The following is a 17,275-nucleotide window of genomic DNA, read 5'->3' as shown; positions in this document are numbered from 1 at the left end:
GAATTGATTTGCTAGGCTTTGCGTAGGTAAGATAGTAAAAAATTGCTGATTTTTTTGCTCTAATTGCCCATTATTGAAAATTTCTTGACATTCAATGACGGCTGCATGAGTTAAAGCTTCTACCGTTCTTACTAATCTTACTAAGATAAACTTAGTCAGGTCGAGATTTTGGGGGACAATGCGATCGCGCCATTGTTAGCTTCTTTCTTCGGGAAGTATCGGGAAGTATTGATACAACGAACCAATACTGACTTTGGCTAGTTCAGCAATGCGAATTATACTCGCACAGTCGTAACCTTACTTTGGTCAAAATCTGAGCAGTAGCAATTCAGATCGCCTCGACAGTAACTTTAGATTTTAAATTACATAGAATTGCTTGCAGTACTTAAATAAGGGTGAGTTTGAACGCTAATAGTTACTTGGACGGTAACGACGAGTATATTTATCAACCGCGCCAACGGGTAGATGTATTTAATATTTTGCACTTGTGGCTACCTCGACACCCTATTTTTTTAGTTATATTGCTACTCGTAGTATACTCACATGAATGGGTTTGCTGTTAACTTGGATAGCGTTTCGTCTAGCCATGCCTCACATAGATGAAATGTCACCGCAGACTTGCCAAATTACGAGAACAAGGAACAGCATTTGTTTTAGTATCGCACAATTCTCATGGTGACCTTCAATGTGATGAATATCTGCGATTGCTCGATTTAGTTGGCAAGAGTCAACTGATTATGAGCGGAGGTAGCGAAGTCGTTATTCACAAGTATGAAGAAGACTTGTGTTTAAGCGATACAGAAATTGCCACAGGACAAATGATTTTGCCAGAAAAGCCAAAACTCAGAGAGTTTAGGACTCGATATCCTTTCGCTTGCTTTCAAAGATGCCAACGGTCAACTTCTGACTGAGTTGATGACTGGAGAACCTGCTTATTTATCGATAGAATGTAAATCCTATAAAACCCTTGAAGATCTCAGCGTCAAAATTCTTGTTAAAGCTTTTTCAGGAGAGCATGAGATAGTTTTATACGTCACCTCCGATACAGATGGGACATCGCTAAAAATAGTCCCATTGAATATCAGCGGTATCAGAAATTATATCAGGAAAGGGCAATTTCTACATCCGAACGTGATAGTAAGAGTTTAACGCTACAAACTGTACAGCAGCAACTGAATGAAGCTCAAGCGAATTTAAACCGCATTATAAGAAGTAGACAAGAACAAGTTGATGAAGCCAAAGCAACATTAGATCGGATTACAGAAGTCTGTCCTGTAGATGTTGCAGCAGCGCAAGCAGAGGTTGATAGTGCGGGTGTTGCAGTGACGCAAGCGCAAGCCAATTTAGATTTAGCTTATGTGCGATCGCCGCGCGATGGACAGATCATGAATATTCATACTTGGGCAGGTGAAATTGTTGGCAATGATGGAATTGTTGACATTGGAAGAACTGATCGGATGTATGTTGTTACTTGCGCTCGAGATTTGAGTTAAGAGTTGGAATACGAACTACAGAAGACTAGTGCGTTGCAGAGGAAAGAGTTGGGGCGGGTTGTTCTGTGAGGATTTTTCAGAATTAATCACAGGGATGTAGCAAATGAAATGTAAAACTCCGTTGGCTTGGTTGCAAGTGAGTTGCGAAAGAACGCGGCTGTTGATTGCAATCGCGGGAATTGCTTTTGCTGATATGTTGATGTTTTTGCAAATGGGTTTTCAGGATGCGCTTTATGATAGTAATACGCGAATGCATCGCAGTATGCAGGCAGATTTAGTTTTGTTGAGTCCGCAAGCACAAAATATTGTCAATCTTTCTACTTTTCCGCGCAGTCGATTGTATCAAGCAACGAGCTTTGCTAGTGTTGAATCGGCTGTACCTTTTTATGCTGAAACGGCTAATTAGAAGGTTCCGCAAACGTGTCTTAATAGTGCTGTATTGGTTTTGGCTTTTAATCCAGAAACATCGGTTTTTAGTTTGCCAGGAGTTGAGCAAAATCTCGATCACATTAAATTACCTGATACTTTTTTGTTTGATACTGGTTCTAGAGGAGAATACGATCAAATGATCGCACAACTGCAACAAGAGCAATCGATATCTACAGAGTTTAGCGATCGCAAGATTGAAATTGATGGTTTATTTAATGTCGGTGCTTCGTTTGCGGCAGATGGAAATTTAATTACAAGTGAAGCGAGTGTGGGTTTAGTGACATTAAAACCTGGTAGCGCTCCGCAGCAAGTTGCGGCTGTTTTAAAGGCTAGATTGCCTAATGATGTTGAAGTATTGACGCATGAAGAGTTTGTTGAAACTGAAAAAACATACTAGGCTAATAATACACCAATTGGTTTTATTTTTTGTTTGGGAACTGCGATTGGCTTTTTCGTTGGTGTTGTGATTGTTTATCAAATTCTTTATAGCGATGTTATAGCCTAACTTTTCAAGCACTTCTACTTAGTGCAACGGTGACATGCTCCCTATGCAGCAACCTGTAATTCAAAACTTAAATCACTATTTTGGGCAAGGACAGTTACGCAAACAAGTGCTGTTTGATGTCAATTTAGCAATATTTCCTGGCGAAATTGTGATTATGACAGAATCATCAGGTTCAGGAAAAACGACGTTACTGAGTTTAATTGGTGGGTTAAGATCTGCTCAAAAAGTTAGTTTACAAGTTTTGGATCGAGAATTGTGTAGTGCGAGTAAAAATCAGTTAGTACAAGTGCAATGCCATATCGACTATATTTTTCAGGCGCATAATTTATTAAAGTTTTTGACAGCACAGCAAAATGTGCAAATGTCGATTGAGTTACACGAAAACGTTTCTTATCAAGAAGTACAAGAAAAATCCGCAGCAATCCTTGAAGCCGTGGGATTAGGAAACCGACTCAATTACTATCCTGAAGATTTATCCGGAGGACAAAAACAACGAGTTGCGATCGCACGGGCTTTAGTCAGTCGCCCTCAGTTAGTTTTGGCGGATGAACCAACTGCGGCTTTAGATAGTAAATCAGGACGCGATGTTGTGGAGTTAATGCAAAATTAGCGAAAGAACAAGGAACAACTATTTTGCTGGTAACTCACGATAACCGCATTTTGGATGTTGCCGACCGCATTGTACATATGGAAGACGGACAATTAGCTCAAAATACCAAACTTGCAACCGCAGTAGTTTAAGATGACTCAAATAAGGCAAGGTGCAGTTGTTGTCACCGGTGCATCGACGGGGATTGGTGCAGCGTGTGCGCTACGTTTAGATCACTTAGGGTTTCAAGTCTTTGCTGGTGTACGCAGGAAAGAAGATGCGCAAGCTTTGCAAGCGAAAGCCTCTCCACAGTTAATGCCGATTTTTTTGGACGTGACTGATCTCGACTCGATTACCGCTGCTATGCACAAGGTAGCGATCGCTGTCGGAAATTCTGGATTAATTGGATTAGTCAACAACGCAGGTATCGCTGTTGGCGCACCGTTAGAGTTTATCCCAATAACAGAATTTCGCAAACAGCTAGAAGTTAATGTAACTGGACAACTTGCCGTTACTCAAGCTTTTCTGCCACTATTACGATTAGCTAAGGGACGAATTGTGAATATGGGTTCGATTACTGGAAGAAGCGCAACACCGTTTCTCGGTGCTTATAGTGCATCTAAATTCGCGCTAGAAGCTTTGACGGATGCTTTACGTCTTGAGTTGCGCCCTTGGGGAATTTGGGTAGCGATTATTGAACCTGGTGCGATCTCAACCCCCATTTGGCAAAAATCTTTGAGCCAAGCTGACACCTTACAGCAAAGTTTACCACAGCCAGCCCACGAACTTTATGGTCAGGCAATGAAAACAGCCAGCAAAGGCGCAGCAACTCTTGCACAAAAAGGAATTTCACCCGACAAAGTTGCCCAAGCTGTTGTTCGCGCACTCACTGCAAAAAGACCAAAAACCCGCTATCTTGTTGGGCAAGATGCCAGAATTAGAGCAATGCTAAGCTTTTTACCTGATCGCATTGTTGACGAACTTACCGCTAAAGCAATGAACCTTGAATAAGGAAAGATTTTTGAGAACTATGCATATAAATCGCAGACAGCCTCCGACTGAAGTCGGGGCTACCCGAACAAAGTGTGCCTGCGCACACTCAAGAGTAAAAGTTATATTTGTAAGTCCACGCAGGTGGACTTTGTTTATTTAGCTGCGAATTCATTCGCCAAGCATTCATGCAATTTCACAACGAATTTTTCTGTGCAAAGGTTGATACGATTTAGTCTAATTTTAGGTAAAAATTGAATAGATATAAACACAGCAAAGTTTCAGAAACTTCGGCAAACTATGCAAACTATATTTAATACTTATAGCTTTTATAAGAAAACTTAAAGATTTAGACTTATTTGTATGAACTTTAAACTATGAGAAAAATATGAATTAACAATGAATCGAATATGAAAAAAATCCATAGAATTTTAATGAAAATTCAGGTAAAACTATAGAGTAATGAATTAATTTTACAAGATCAATGCAGCCAACGGCTACTCTGGTTTTAGCTTTGGGATTAGCAGCAGATGCCTTTGCAGTTTCAGTTGCTAGTGGTTTAAAAATCAAAAATGTCAAGGTTCGCAAAGCTTTGAAAATCGCGATCTTTTTCGGAGGCTTTCAAGCTATTATGCCATTGATTGGCTGGGTAGCAGGAATCAGCTTAAGAACGCTTCTAGCAGCAATTAGTCACTGGGTCGCTTTTAGTATTCTCTGTTTACTTGGTGCAAAAATGATTTATGAATCGTGCCAAGAAGAAGATGAAGAAAAAGACTTTAATCCTTTGTGTAATACTACCTTGCTAGCCTTAGCAATTGGTACAAGTCTTGATGCTTTAGCGGTAGGATTAGGTTTTGCATTGTTAAAAGATTCAATTTTTACGATTATTACTGCGATTGGATTTATTACTTTTTGGTTAACATTCTTTGGGGTATTTATTGGGAACAGATTTGGCAATCTTTTTCACAATAAAATTGAAATTATTGGTGGTGGTATTTTAATTGCTATTGGCAGCAAAATCTTAATTGAAAACTTAATGAACGTAACAACATAAATTCAAAATGCATAAATTTATGCTATATATGTAAAAACGCTCGTGCAGTGTAAAGGTAAATTAATACACCTAAAACATCGACAATCGTAGCACTGAGAGGTGCAGACATCAAAGCAGGATCGAAGCCGAGAAATTGAAACAAAAACGGTAAAGTAGCACCGGAGATGGTGCCAATAATAGAAATAGTAAATAAGCTTACTCCTACCACGATCGCTACGGTAGGATTATTTTGTAACAGCAAAGCTTCTCCAACAACAATTAACCCCATCATTGCCCCAAGTAAGATTCCGGCGATCGCTTCTCTACCCAAGACAGGTAGTAATTGATTTTGAGTAGCCCTATCTGAGTTAAGTCCGCGTACAACTACCGTTGCAGCTTGGATACTCACATTGCCACCGCTAGCGAGAAGTAAGGGAATGAAAATAGCTAAAACAACGACTTTTTGCAATACATCTTCTTGACTTTCAATCACGGCTGCGGTGATTGTATTCGTGATGAGTAAGACGAATAACCAACCGATTCGGCGGCGAGTCACAGCGAAAGGATTACTTGGAAAATAATTACTTTCTTGATTTTCTGAAACTTCAAGATGAGGACTAGGTAAGTATAAAAAGTGAAACAACTGTTTTTTGTCTTCTAGCGAGAGATTTTTCATGATGTTATATTCGCTATGTTTTTGAAAGTCTTCTTGCAATTGTTGCTGCACTTTACTATCAAGGAGTTGATAAACTGCGACCGCTTGTTTTCTATGCAGTAAGTAAAAGATTTGACTTTGTAGATGCGATGGTAATGCAGCAATTTGACGGGCAATTTCTGCTGATTGCTGGTTGGCGAGTAACTCTGTTAGCTGGTGAGTGTTGTTTTCTTCTAGTAATGCAAGTAGTGGGGAAGTTGTAGACAACGCTTCTACTTCAACTTGAGTAGATGATGGATCGTGCAGCAAAGTATTTCCTCCTGATTATCAGCTATTGGTATAGCCTGCTTCTACTCTATATCTCACCAAAAGCAACGATTTTCTTCTATAGGTACTGAGACAGAATTAAGGACGCAAAGGCGATTGCTTTTAGACTGTAAGTTTAATCGGTGTTACTCCTTGGCGTAACTCGCGCTGTCGATGCAACCAAGACAGTTTCACCGGAAGGCGAATTAAAGGTGCGAACACACTTGCGCCCCAGCGGAGGATGGCGCTATTTTCTAAAAGTTCAGCTTGCGCCGCTTCTTGGCTTTGCAATCGTTGTGCTTTAATTATCTCAGGCTCTCGTTGAGACTGAATACGCGGTAATACGGCATCAATTTCCGCAGTGTCACCTTGAGACAAGCAAGGAACTAAATAATTTGCCGCAGCGATCGCATCGCGCAACGCCATATTGATACCTTGGGCGCGAATTGGTGACATCGGATGCGCCGCGTCGCCTAGTAGCAATACACCTGGTTGATACCAACGCGGACACTGCCCCACAACAACAGATAATAATACAGGTTGCTCAATTGTCGCTGCTGACTCGCGAAAATGTTCGGCTAGCCACGCTGGTGATGCACAAGCAAAGATTTCAGCCCAATTATCAACTAATTTCCAATCTTGCGGAAAATCTTTAGGAAGTGTCCAACCTAAGTGGAGATCTCCTTCAGACCCGCGAAACAATCCAAATGCATAGCGATCGCACACAATTGAATAAAAGATATTCTCCGACGCAAAACGCGGACTATCGGCTAATTTAAACCATAAAATATCAAAGCTGTGCGATTGTTGCTCTAAAGCTAAGTTTGCACGTTGCCGTACGATTGAATTGCGCCCGTCAGTGCCGATCGTTAAATCTGCATCAAGATGACGTCCATCACTCAGTTTTACACCGCTAACTCGTTGATTCCACAATAAATCTTGTACCGCCGTCGCCTGTATAAACTCAAAATGGGAATAACGGCTAGCTGCATCAATAAGCGCTTCTAGCAAAGCTGGCTGCGAAACCAATGTGCAAGGCTTGCCACCAGGTTCTATCGGTTCATCAACGCGGAAAAGCGATCGCTTATTAATAATAATCTCCCAAGCATCTAAAGGTTGATGCGGAATGCGTTCTAAAATGGGTAACAACTCCATTTGTGCAAGCGCATCCAAACCACTAGGCATTAACCCTTCACCCCGAAAAATCCGCCGAAAGTTGCGCGATGCTTCAATTAATGTGACACGAATACCGCGTTTTACCAATAGAAGTGCTAGCGTTGCACCCGCAGGACCTGCCCCGACAATGACAACTTGAGTCATAATGTTTAATAAAATACATAAATTTGGGTAATTAGCTAAAAGCTAACAGCTAATCGCTCATCCAAGGCTTTTTTACTCATTTAGAATGAATCTACAAGGGCATAATTATACTTAATCCAACTATGGATACCTTAGAAAGTATAGTCATTGGTATTGCTTTGAGTGCAGCTTGTGGCTTTCGGATTTTTGTTCCACCACTTGTGATGAGTCTTGTAGCAATTTACGGACATCTAGCCTTATCGTCAGGATTTGAGTGGATGGGAACGTATCCTGCACTTTATGCGTTTGGTATTGCCACAGCGATTGAAATTGCAGCTTATTACATTCCCTGGGTTGATAACTTATTAGATACAGTTGCTACCCCGACTGCGATCGCTTTTGGGACTTGGGTTGCTGCGGCGTTATTTCCAAACACCGATCCTCTCCTCAAATGGACAATGGCAGTGATTGCTGGCGGTGGTTCAGCAGGAATCATACAAGCTTTAACCAGTTTTACACGATTGTCTTCAACCGCACTTACGGTAGGATTTGGTAACAGCATTGTCGCGACAATCGAGTCAGTTGGCGCGTTTGTGTTATCAGGACTCGCAATTTTTGTACCGTTACTAGCCATCAGCTTAGTATTAGGATTACTCCTTTTCAGCTTAAACAAGAAATTCCAGATACGTGCAATCAAACGACAGTCGCAGTAAACAACTGACTTTACAACATATCGGAGCGGCGGGATTCGAACCCACGACCTCCACTACCCCAAAGTGGCGCGCTACCAAGCTGCGCTACGCCCCGTTAAGAATATTTATGCTAACACAGTCACGCAAGAATTAAAAGAGTTGGGTAATGGGAGTTGTTTCAATTACCGATGACCAATTACCAGTTACCAACCTTAACTTAACTCAGAAAACCTGAATCATTTGCACTGCTTGAATTAAATGAGGAACAGCTTGAGGTGTCCAAGTGCCTTCTACTCCTCGTCCTGTATGCAAAATAAAGTGTAAACTGTACGCATGAGGATATCCTGTGACTTCCATCCACACTAAGTCACTTTCGGCTTCACAACTAATCTTCTCCTCATCCATTAATTCTTGTGAAATTTGAGCGATCGCTTCTGTTAACTGTACAGCTAATCGACAAAAGTCATAAAATTCCGCAGATGTTAGTTCGATTGCCCAGTCATCTGTACCAATTAAAACTTGATACTTTGCCGCATGAGGATTCCATCCAACACGCCAACCTGTCCCGCTTTTGACAACACGCTCCATATAATTATTTTGCCTGAAAGTAGCTGTATATGGACAAGCAGAGGGGCTTTAGGTGTAGGGGAGAATAGACAAATACGAATATTTGAATTGGTAGGTATAACTTGATTATGGATTTTGTTGTGCCTCTGGTGGCGTATTAGGAGTTGTCTGTGAAACACTACTAAAAACATTTACCAACGCTTGCACTAATGCATTTCGCTGATCGCGGTTGAGGCGTTGAATCGCAGCGCGATCGCCTTCTAGGGGATTTTGTCGCAGTGTGTCGTGTCCTGGATAACTTGCTTCGCGAATCCATTCGTTTGCACCAAGATAATCCGCTAAAGTCAATTTCCAATCGAGTCGATAATTTGGCGGACGTCCTTTGACGAAGGTATGGTAGCTAATCAAGCGTCGCACCAAGGTGTTTTCTGGATCGAGTTTTCCAGTTTGGCGGTTGATGTATTGGTTTTCGAGGGGTAAATCGGGTAGCTGTTGATAAACTTGTTGCCAAGCATCGCTGATTCTCACACTGTGGGCGATCGCTGGCGGTTGTCGAAATGCAAATTGAGTTAGGTTATGTCGTCCTGAACCCAAAACAACTAAGCACATTACTCCTAGCGCAGTGAGTAGTAAACTCAGCGATCGCTTACGTTTCACAGCCGTTTGTTACTCTCCAATAATTTCCGGTTGCGTTAACTCATCAGACATCTCAATAATTGCCCGAATTACTGGCTTCATCATCGGATCGTCTACATTGTCAAAATCTTCATAACGACGACGCTTCGCGCGGTTAGCAACTTGAACTGTGATCCGGTACCGGTTAGAAGCTGCACCGATTAATTCTTCTGCCCGATGCATAATTTGAGTTTGGGTCGTCTCGAACTTAGAGCGCTTGAGCATAGTATCTTGTGCTGGGGATCTCTCCTAGTTTATCAGGACGTTTAAATTTGCTATTGGCTACAACCTCTCTGTTGATAGATGCTAAGATGCTATTTTCATTTTATTAATAATTTTTAATACTACAACAGTTTTAAATCTCATGGCTGACATTATCGAGACTGCGGTTAATGCTGGAACTTTCAACACTTTAGTAGAAGCAATCAAAGCCACTGACTTAGTTGATATCCTTAAAAGTCCTGGTCCCTACACCGTCTTTGCGCCGACAGACGAAGCATTTAACAAGTTACCAGAAGGCGTAACCCTTGATGCTTTGCTGCAAGACAATCACAAGCTAAAGCGGATATTAACGTATCATGTTGCCTTTGGAGATGTCAGAGCCGAAGATTTAATGCAAATTGAGGAAGCCGAAACCGTCGAAGGCTCAGTTGTCGCAGTTGAATCTGCATCAGGTAGTATTAAAGTTAATAATGCTAATATTTTGCAATCAGATATTTTGACAGATAACGGCGTGATTCATGTCATTGACGCGGTACTCATACCTGGTTTAGTTGCTGCTGAGTAAAAAAATATACTCTGTATTGATTGTGTTCTTGCAAACAACCAGAAATTGCAAAGTTAGATACAATTACGGTTGGTAAGTGCGATTGCATTTCTCTATGTAAATTTTCTAAAGCATAGGGCAAGTCTCTAGCTCAGTTTATAGCTGTTAGCATTTCCTATTAAGGCTTTAGCGAACGCATTGCTTATTTGCAATTAGAACTTATTATATTTACTTAAACTTAATTTAACTTAATTGCTCTTTACAAAATACAACATATCTTTACAATGAGTTAAGGAAACATTTTTTAGGTGAACATCATGGCACAAGCAGACTTAGATACCACCATTTCAGCTTTACAAGGTGGTTTAACATCTATTCCTGCGGAAGCAGCTTTAGCTAATATTGAAAGCTGGCAAGAGCAATTAAAAGACGCAGCCCCTGAAATTGCTAGCGCCTTAGGTGAACTAAAAAGCCAATTAGCAAGTGGTAATGCTTCTGGTATTGCTCAAGCGTTAAAGCAAGTTGGTAGCAAAACGACTGAAGCTGCTGCAAGTGCTGGTGGCGAAGCTGGTACAAAAGTACAGCAACTCGGTCAAATGCTCACCCAAGCCGGAAACTCCATCTCCTAACCTCAAGCATCACCTGCTATAGAAAGGGCTTGGCAGTGCCAAGCCCTTTTTTTACTACTAGACGCTACCCTACACCAACAACACACCCAGAACGCGCAGCTAAACTCAACTCGATCCGAATCGACTCACCTGCGTTGTGCCATTGCGCGACACCATCTCCATACAAAACCTTACTCGGTTGCGACTTTAAATCATCTGTAAAGACAGTCACATCTACCGATGTTGTACCCCTATTAACAGCAACAATAATTTCTTCCTTGTCTAAGATTCGCGCAAAAACATAAATATCAGCATCAGCATAGAGAACTCGATACGTCCCAGTGCGTAATGCAGGATAACGATGTCGCAACGCAATCAGTTGACGATGGCATTCTAAAATATCGCGTTCCCAGTGCGCCTCTAGCGGAAAACCACGACGCGAATCAGGGTCTAACCCACCAGCTAAGCCAACTTCATCACCATAATAAATACTAGGCGCACCAGGAAACGTTAAAAGCAGTAGCGTTGCTAATTCGACACTTTGACGATCACCATCAGCAATAGACATCAGCCGCGCCGTGTCGTGACTTGCCAGTAAGTTTAACTGCGTCAGTTGAATTTCCCAAGGGTAAAGTTGCAGAAGTTCCTGCATTTTCCTGGCATATTCAGGTGCAGATAGTGGCGGATACGCCTCATAAGAAGGACCCTGGACTTGTTTAGGAACTACGCGATCGCCTGCGGCAAAAGCAATCGTAGGACCTGCAAACAAGTAATTCATCACGCCGTCAAACTGGGTGCCATCAAGCCACTGCCGCGAATCGCCCCAAACTTCACCGACAATGTAAGCTTCGGGGTTAATTGCTTTGACGCGATCGCGAAACTCTTGCCAAAAACCAGGCGTTTTCACTTCAAATGGTACATCCAATCGCCAACCGTCGATACCAAACTTAATCCAATATTCCGCAATTTCCATGATATATTCGCGCACTTCTGGGTTATCATGATTAAATTCTGGTAGCGCCCGAATCCCAGCCCAACAACCATAATTAGCCGGAAAATTGTCATCGTAAGGATACAAAGGCCAATCGTAGATTTTAAACCAATCGACCCAAGGCGAATGTTGACCATTTTCTAGGACATCGTGAAAAAAGAAAAAGCCGCGACTCGAATGGTTAAACACGCCATCTAACACGACTTTTATATTGCGATCGTGACAAGCATCTAGTAATTCTTTAAACGCACTGTTTCCTCCCAACAACGGATCGACCTGATAATAATCGTGCGTGTGATAGCGGTGATTGCTTGCCGATTGAAAGATGGGGGTGAAGTAAATGGCGGTAATACCCAAATTCTGCAAGTAGTCTAGCTGTTCGGTGACACCCCATAAATCGCCGCCCTTGTAGCCTTGGAGTGTCGGCATTTCATGCCAATCTTGCCACGCGGCATTTTTTAATAATCGCTTGCGCGGTAGCTGACTTTGAGCAAAACGGTCAGGAAAAATTTGATAAAAAACAGCGTGCTTGACCCAATCTGGGGTTTGAATCAGCATAAACACTCCCTAGTCCTTCATTGACAAGGTACAGATATTAATAGTTTGGCGGTTCTAGCTAGAGATGGAAATAAACATCAATTTTTTGGTAATTGATACTTGGCTAAATGCTAAAAGCTTTTCCATTACCTGTTACCAGTTACCCATTTTCTGAATTTCCCCCTTACTAGTTGTCCCGGACAGTCCTACACTGTACTTGGGAATCGAATGGCAGTTGGGAGGATTTTTTGTGAAAAGAGTACTAGCGATTATTTTGGGGGGCGGTGCAGGTACGCGGCTTTATCCACTGACGAAGCTACGCGCCAAACCAGCAGTACCATTAGCAGGGAAGTATCGCTTAATCGATATTCCTGTAAGTAACTGTATTAATTCAGAAATATTTAAAATTTACGTTCTGACACAATTCAATTCAGCTTCACTCAATCGTCATATCGCCCGCGCGTACAGCTTTTCGGGTTTTACCGAAGGTTTTGTCGAAGTACTAGCAGCCCAACAAACGCCAGAAAACCCCAACTGGTTCCAAGGAACCGCCGACGCGGTTCGCCAATATATTTGGCTATTGGAAGAGTGGGATGTTGATGAATACCTGATTTTATCCGGCGATCATCTTTACCGCATGGATTATCGCTTATTTGTCCAAAGACACCGCGACACTAATGCTGATATTACGCTTTCGGTCGTACCAATGGACGAGCGCCGCGCATCTGATTTTGGGCTGATGAAAATTAATGATTCAGGGCGCGTCGTTGACTTTAGCGAAAAACCAAAAGGTGAAGCGTTGCGTCAGATGCAAGTTGATACCAGTATTTTAGGGTTAACAGGAGATCAAGCGCGACAAAAGCCATATATTGCGTCAATGGGAATTTACGTCTTTAAAAAAGATGTTCTCATCAAGCTATTAAAAGAATCTCAAGAGCGGACAGATTTCGGTAAAGAAATTATTCCAGCTTCTGCACAAGACTACAACGTTCAAGCTTACTTGTTTGACGGTTATTGGGAAGATATCGGAACAATTGAAGCGTTTTATGAAGCTAATTTGGCGTTAACGCGGCAACCACAGCCAGCATTTAGCTTTTATGATGAAAACGCACCAATTTACTCGCGCGCGCGTTACTTGCCTCCTAGCAAGCTGTTAGATTGTCAAGTCACCGAATCAATTGTTGGTGATGGTTGCATTCTCAAAAATTGTCGCATTCACCATTCAATTTTAGGTGTCCGCGCCAGAATTGAAGCCGGTTGCACAATCGAAGACTCGCTGATCATGGGTGCAGACTATTATCAACCGTTTGCCGAAAGACAATCGGACTGTAATGATGGCAATATTCCTTTAGGAATTGGTGCGAATACGACCATCCGACGGGCAATCATCGATAAAAATGCGCGGATTGGCTGTGATGTCCACATTATCAACAAAGATCGCATCCAAGAGGCTGAACGCGAAGAGCAAGGGTTCTATATTCGCAGTGGTATTACTGTTGTTCTCAAAAACGCACTCATTCCTGATGGTATGGTGATTTAAAGGTGAGGGGTGTAGGGCTTTGCCCTTCTCGGAGAGTGGGGTGAGAGGTGAGATGGAACATCAACATTCTAGCTCGGTTACGACTTGCCCCTTAATTCTCCTTATTGGATTACCAGGTAGTGGTAAATCAACACTCGCGCGAGTGCTGCTGGCGGAAGATCCCCGTCGGCGGCTAATTTCTACCGATCTACTGCGTCAACAGTTGTTTGGTAGTGAAAGTATCCAAGGACCTTGGTTATTAATTTGGCGTCAGGTACAGCTTCAATTTCAGCAAGCTGTCTTACAAATTTCTCAAGGAATTGCAACTGAAGCAATTTACGATGCTACGAATGCCCAACGCCGCCATCGCCGTGAAGTCATTGCCCTCGCTCGTCGTACTGGCTTTAATGACATTACAGGATTATGGGTTGATACTCCCGTTTGGTTGTGCCTAGCACGTAATAAAAGACGAGAGCGCATTGTACCAGAAGAAGTCGTGCTGCGAATGCATCGTCAACTACGCGATGCACCACCAACGCTAGGAGAAGGCTTAGATCGCTTGATTCACTACTCTGCAAATTTAAAGTACGTATGACTTACGCAATCTTAGCGTTTTAATTCAGAACCAAGACTTGGGGGGCTTTCCCCCCCATTTCCCCCATCGGTGGACGGTTGCGTCCCCCAAACTCCCTCCAAAAAAACGGCTGCTTATGAAGAAGTAGTGATTGTTTGGGGTAGCTGTTGCGTAAGTCCTGGTACGGATATCACGCAGCCGCTTTGACAAACAACCGAACGTAACTCTGTTGGCACTTTTCGCCCTCTGAAGCTAAGCTGAGGGTACGGGGTTATGTCGTTTTACTTTAGTTGGAATCACAGCGTTTTAACGTGCTGATGTAATCTTGAGATACAACATCAATTCAACAAAATTGCTCTAATTCAAGAAGGGTATTCTATTTGTGGTACGGGGCTGCGATCACTGTTGCAGTCAGTTGTTTAAAAAACATACATAAAATAATAAAGTAAATTTCTCTTGAGGAGGCTAGTGGATGGCTGCGACCGACTTCAAAGATTATTACAGTATTTTGGGAGTCAGTAAGACTGCCACAAATGACGAAATTAAACAAGCGTTTCGCCGACTAGCGCGAAAATATCACCCAGACGTTAACCCTGGGAATAAACAAGCTGAGGCAAAATTTAAAGAAGTCAACGAAGCTTACGAAGTTCTCTCAGACGCCGAAAAGCGGAGAAAATACGACTCTTTTGGGCAATACTGGAAACAAGCTGGACAAGGATGGTCTTCAGGGGGTGGCGGTAGTAGTGTCGGATTTGAAGAATTTGACTTTGGTAAATACGGCTCTTTTGATGAGTTTCTCAACGACCTTTTAGGTGGATTTGGTCGGACTGGGGCGAGTCGTAGTGGTACTACTCGTAGCCAAACTTATACTTATCGTACGACTCCGCGCTCAAGTGGTTTTAGTGGCTTTGATGGCTTTGGCGATTTCTCTAATTTTGATACTGCCGCGCCTTCTAGTGCGTCTTTAGACACTGAAGCCTCGATCAAGCTGAGTTTTGCGGAAGCTTTCAATGGCGTGCAAAAGCGAATTAGCTTAGGTAACGAAGCGATCGAAGTCCGGATTCCGCCTGGCGCTAAACCTGGTAGCAAAATTCGCGTACGCGGCAAAGGAAAAACCAGCCCTTACAATCAGCAACGTGGCGATCTTTATCTGAAAGTCGAACTTTTACCGCATTCATTCTTCCAGTTTGAGGGAGATAATTTGGTGTGTGAAGTGCCAATTACTCCTGACGAGGCGGTACTCGGTGCAGTGATTGAAGTTCCAACACCCGATGGAAGCGTCAAAATGAATATACCTGCGGGAATTCGTTCGGGTCAAACCCTACGATTACGCGGTAAAGGTTGGACATTACCAAAAGGCGGGCGCAGCGATCAACTTGTGAAAATTGCGATCGCACCACCTAAAGAACTTACCCCAACTGAACGCGAGTGCTACGAAAAAATCCGCGACAACCGCACTTTCAATCCCCGCAGTCACTTGCAGCAGGTGACACTTTAATAGCTGATGCGGTTTTAACCGCAGCTACAAAAACAAAGCCTGTTTGCACAGGTTTCTACAACAATATTTGTTTTTTTTAGTCCACCACGTGGACTTAGAGTTTGAGCCGCAAATTTATTCGCCAGGCGTCTTTTTATTCTGTTTCTCAAACTGCGCTAATAACGTTTCGATACTGGCATTATGTGAAAAAAAGGAAAACAGATGTCTGTATTGCAGTTTACCTTGTGTGTCTAGGACAAACTGTGCGGGTAAAGGTGCGCCTAATGCTTGTCCTACTTTATAGTTGCGGAATGTACTACAACTAGGATCGCTGAGTAAGGGAAGTTTTAATCCCAAATCTTTAATAACGATTTGACTTTGACGTTCATCAGTACTGGTAATCATCAGAACTGCTATCCCACGACTTGTAAAGCGATCGTAGTTCTCGTTCAAATCGATGATATGAGGATAGCAGAAAGGACAATATTGCTTTTCGGTAAAAATCCGCGTAAAATCTAATAAAACTGGCTGTTTCCCTTGATAATCGGATAACTTGACTAGCCGACCGTTAGTAATATCGGGTAGCCCAAAGTTTGGCGTGGTTTTGCCTAAACTAATAGCATCTTCAGCGGGAATCGGTAACAAATTCCGAAAAAAGCGTTCGTTTAATAAACCACTAAAATTTGTGGAAGTTAGCATAATTTTTTTCTTTATCAGCTTCAAGAAAATGAGAAATACTATGCTAAATTTAGCTATTTTTTTCGAGAAAACTGTTTAATATTAACATTTTTGCTTTGATGAAAACCCAACACATTGTTACTCTTTTTAAGCTGTGTTGGGTTAGAAGCTTCTATGGTGTTAGTGCATTTGTTGTTTACACTGAAGCAAAGTAAACTTTGGACTTGACAGGATCGGGTGTCATTGTCTTATCACCAGGCTGCCAACCAGCAGGACATACCTCATCCGGGTGATCTTGTACGTACTGAATTGCTTTGAGTGTGCGTAGCGTCTCGTCTACGTTGCGACCAAAGGACAGGTTATTAATGGTTGAGTGCTGGATAATACCGTCTTTATCGATGATGAACAGACCACGCAGCGCAACACCTGCTTCTGGATCGAGAACGTTGTAAGCAGCACTAATTTCTTTCTTGATGTCCGAAACAAGCGGATAATTTAGGTCGCCTACGCCACCAGATTTACGATCTGTTTGAATCCAGGCTAAGTGCGAAAATTCACTATCAACAGAAACGCCTAAAATTTCCGTGTTGATTGCCTTAAAGTCGTCAAAGCGATCGCTAAATGCGGTAATCTCAGTTGGGCAAACAAAGGTAAAGTCTAGAGGATAGAAAAATAGGATTACGTACTTGCCCCGATAGTCAGAGAGTTTGATTGTCTTAAACTCCTGATCGTATACAGCAGTAGCTGTAAAATCGGGAGCAGTTTGACCAACTCTGAGGCATCCATCTGCTGCGTAACTTAGAGGCATTAAACTATTTCTCCTTGATGCGTCTACTTTCAGGTGACTATGAGCGAGTTTGATAAAACTAACTCATGCACGCAAATTTTAATT

20 protein-coding genes, 1 tRNA gene and 2 pseudogenes are annotated in these 17,275 nt (G+C 42.3%); 13 read left to right on the top strand and 10 right to left on the bottom strand.

Annotated elements, in window-relative coordinates; genetic code table 11:
• Positions 1–195: 195 nt before the first annotated feature.
• Positions 196–285 (bottom strand): annotated as a pseudogene (locus NIES1031_RS26310) (hypothetical protein); the annotation flags it as partial.
• Positions 286–599: 314 nt separating this feature from the next.
• Here NIES1031_RS26310 and NIES1031_RS05920 point away from each other — a divergent pair.
• The 7 genes and pseudogenes from NIES1031_RS05920 to NIES1031_RS05890 all read left to right on the top strand — a co-directional run bounded on the left by NIES1031_RS05920 (position 600) and on the right by NIES1031_RS05890 (position 5,060).
• Positions 600–911 (top strand): hypothetical protein, encoded by a 312-nt coding sequence (locus tag NIES1031_RS05920; protein ID WP_073548563.1) that lies wholly within the window; start codon positions 600–602, stop codon positions 909–911.
• A gap of 411 nt (positions 912–1,322) precedes the next feature.
• Positions 1,323–1,493, top strand: a complete 171-nt coding sequence (locus NIES1031_RS24205) for a hypothetical protein (protein ID WP_178378056.1) — start codon at positions 1,323–1,325, stop codon at positions 1,491–1,493.
• 103 nt (positions 1,494–1,596) lie between these two features.
• Complete coding sequence (locus NIES1031_RS24200) at positions 1,597–1,899, top strand: hypothetical protein (protein ID WP_073548561.1); 303 nt, start codon at positions 1,597–1,599, stop codon at positions 1,897–1,899.
• Between the two features lie 39 nt (positions 1,900–1,938).
• Positions 1,939–2,319, top strand: coding sequence for a hypothetical protein (locus NIES1031_RS24195; protein WP_178378055.1), 381 nt, complete (start codon positions 1,939–1,941; stop codon positions 2,317–2,319).
• A gap of 151 nt (positions 2,320–2,470) precedes the next feature.
• Positions 2,471–3,168, top strand: a pseudogene (locus NIES1031_RS05900) (DevA family ABC transporter ATP-binding protein).
• Between the two features lies 1 nt (position 3,169).
• A complete protein-coding gene (locus NIES1031_RS05895) occupies positions 3,170–4,027 on the top strand; it encodes an SDR family oxidoreductase (RefSeq protein ID WP_073548559.1) in 858 nt (285 codons plus the stop codon).
• A 463-nt stretch (positions 4,028–4,490) separates the two neighbouring features.
• On the top strand, positions 4,491–5,060 hold the full coding sequence (locus NIES1031_RS05890; RefSeq protein WP_073548558.1) for a manganese efflux pump MntP: 570 nt from the start codon (positions 4,491–4,493) through the stop codon (positions 5,058–5,060).
• A 22-nt stretch (positions 5,061–5,082) separates the two neighbouring features.
• Here the strand turns inward: NIES1031_RS05890 and NIES1031_RS05885 are convergent, their stop codons facing one another.
• Complete coding sequence (locus NIES1031_RS05885) at positions 5,083–6,003, bottom strand: magnesium transporter (protein WP_073548557.1); 921 nt, start codon at positions 6,001–6,003, stop codon at positions 5,083–5,085.
• Between the two features lie 120 nt (positions 6,004–6,123).
• The gene (locus NIES1031_RS05880) at positions 6,124–7,320 is read right to left on the bottom strand and encodes an FAD-dependent monooxygenase (protein ID WP_073548556.1); all 1,197 of its coding nucleotides are present in this window, start codon (positions 7,318–7,320) and stop codon (positions 6,124–6,126) included.
• A gap of 122 nt (positions 7,321–7,442) precedes the next feature.
• Here NIES1031_RS05880 and NIES1031_RS05875 point away from each other — a divergent pair, with 122 nt between their 5' ends.
• Positions 7,443–8,012, top strand: a complete 570-nt coding sequence (locus NIES1031_RS05875) for a DUF4126 domain-containing protein (protein ID WP_073548555.1) — start codon at positions 7,443–7,445, stop codon at positions 8,010–8,012.
• A gap of 20 nt (positions 8,013–8,032) precedes the next feature.
• Here NIES1031_RS05875 and NIES1031_RS05870 read toward each other — a convergent pair.
• From NIES1031_RS05870 to NIES1031_RS05855, 4 genes are all read right to left on the bottom strand, one after another.
• Positions 8,033–8,106, bottom strand: a tRNA-Pro gene (locus NIES1031_RS05870).
• A gap of 107 nt (positions 8,107–8,213) precedes the next feature.
• Positions 8,214–8,579, bottom strand: coding sequence for a DUF1818 family protein (locus NIES1031_RS05865; RefSeq protein WP_073548554.1), 366 nt, complete (start codon positions 8,577–8,579; stop codon positions 8,214–8,216).
• A gap of 105 nt (positions 8,580–8,684) precedes the next feature.
• Entirely contained in the window at positions 8,685–9,215 is a 531-nt protein-coding gene (locus NIES1031_RS05860) for a hypothetical protein (RefSeq protein WP_073548553.1), read from the bottom strand.
• Positions 9,216–9,224: 9 nt separating this feature from the next.
• Entirely contained in the window at positions 9,225–9,458 is a 234-nt protein-coding gene (locus NIES1031_RS05855; protein ID WP_015189056.1) for a DNA-directed RNA polymerase subunit omega, read from the bottom strand.
• Between the two features lie 139 nt (positions 9,459–9,597).
• On the opposite strand from NIES1031_RS05855, the gene NIES1031_RS05850 reads away from it, so the two are divergent.
• Both NIES1031_RS05850 and NIES1031_RS05845 read left to right on the top strand, forming a co-directional pair.
• Complete coding sequence (locus NIES1031_RS05850; RefSeq protein WP_041919145.1) at positions 9,598–10,020, top strand: fasciclin domain-containing protein; 423 nt, start codon at positions 9,598–9,600, stop codon at positions 10,018–10,020.
• Positions 10,021–10,316: 296 nt separating this feature from the next.
• Positions 10,317–10,628, top strand: coding sequence for a hypothetical protein (locus NIES1031_RS05845; RefSeq protein WP_073548552.1), 312 nt, complete (start codon positions 10,317–10,319; stop codon positions 10,626–10,628).
• Positions 10,629–10,692: 64 nt separating this feature from the next.
• Here the strand turns inward: NIES1031_RS05845 and NIES1031_RS05840 are convergent, their stop codons facing one another.
• Complete coding sequence (locus NIES1031_RS05840; RefSeq protein ID WP_073548551.1) at positions 10,693–12,156, bottom strand: glycoside hydrolase family 13 protein; 1,464 nt, start codon at positions 12,154–12,156, stop codon at positions 10,693–10,695.
• A 229-nt stretch (positions 12,157–12,385) separates the two neighbouring features.
• Between NIES1031_RS05840 and NIES1031_RS05835 the strand changes: the two genes are divergently transcribed.
• The 3 genes from NIES1031_RS05835 (at position 12,386) to NIES1031_RS05825 (ending at position 15,726) form a co-directional block, all read left to right on the top strand.
• Positions 12,386–13,675 (top strand): glucose-1-phosphate adenylyltransferase, encoded by a 1,290-nt coding sequence (locus NIES1031_RS05835; protein WP_073548674.1) that lies wholly within the window; start codon positions 12,386–12,388, stop codon positions 13,673–13,675.
• A 52-nt stretch (positions 13,676–13,727) separates the two neighbouring features.
• Entirely contained in the window at positions 13,728–14,249 is a 522-nt protein-coding gene (locus NIES1031_RS05830) for an AAA family ATPase (protein ID WP_073548550.1), read from the top strand.
• Between the two features lie 451 nt (positions 14,250–14,700).
• A complete protein-coding gene (locus NIES1031_RS05825; RefSeq protein WP_073548549.1) occupies positions 14,701–15,726 on the top strand; it encodes a DnaJ C-terminal domain-containing protein in 1,026 nt (341 codons plus the stop codon).
• Between the two features lie 114 nt (positions 15,727–15,840).
• Here NIES1031_RS05825 and NIES1031_RS05820 read toward each other — a convergent pair whose 3' ends face one another.
• Together NIES1031_RS05820 and NIES1031_RS05815 are read right to left on the bottom strand one after the other, a co-directional pair.
• Entirely contained in the window at positions 15,841–16,404 is a 564-nt protein-coding gene (locus NIES1031_RS05820; protein WP_073548548.1) for a peroxiredoxin family protein, read from the bottom strand.
• Between the two features lie 175 nt (positions 16,405–16,579).
• Complete coding sequence (locus NIES1031_RS05815) at positions 16,580–17,191, bottom strand: peroxiredoxin (protein ID WP_015189047.1); 612 nt, start codon at positions 17,189–17,191, stop codon at positions 16,580–16,582.
• Positions 17,192–17,275: the final 84 nt, after the last annotated feature.

The organism is Chroogloeocystis siderophila 5.2 s.c.1 (assembly GCF_001904655.1).
GTDB lineage: Bacteria > Cyanobacteriota > Cyanobacteriia > Cyanobacteriales > Chroococcidiopsidaceae > Chroogloeocystis > Chroogloeocystis siderophila.
This window is presented reverse-complemented; position numbering and strand designations above follow the sequence as displayed.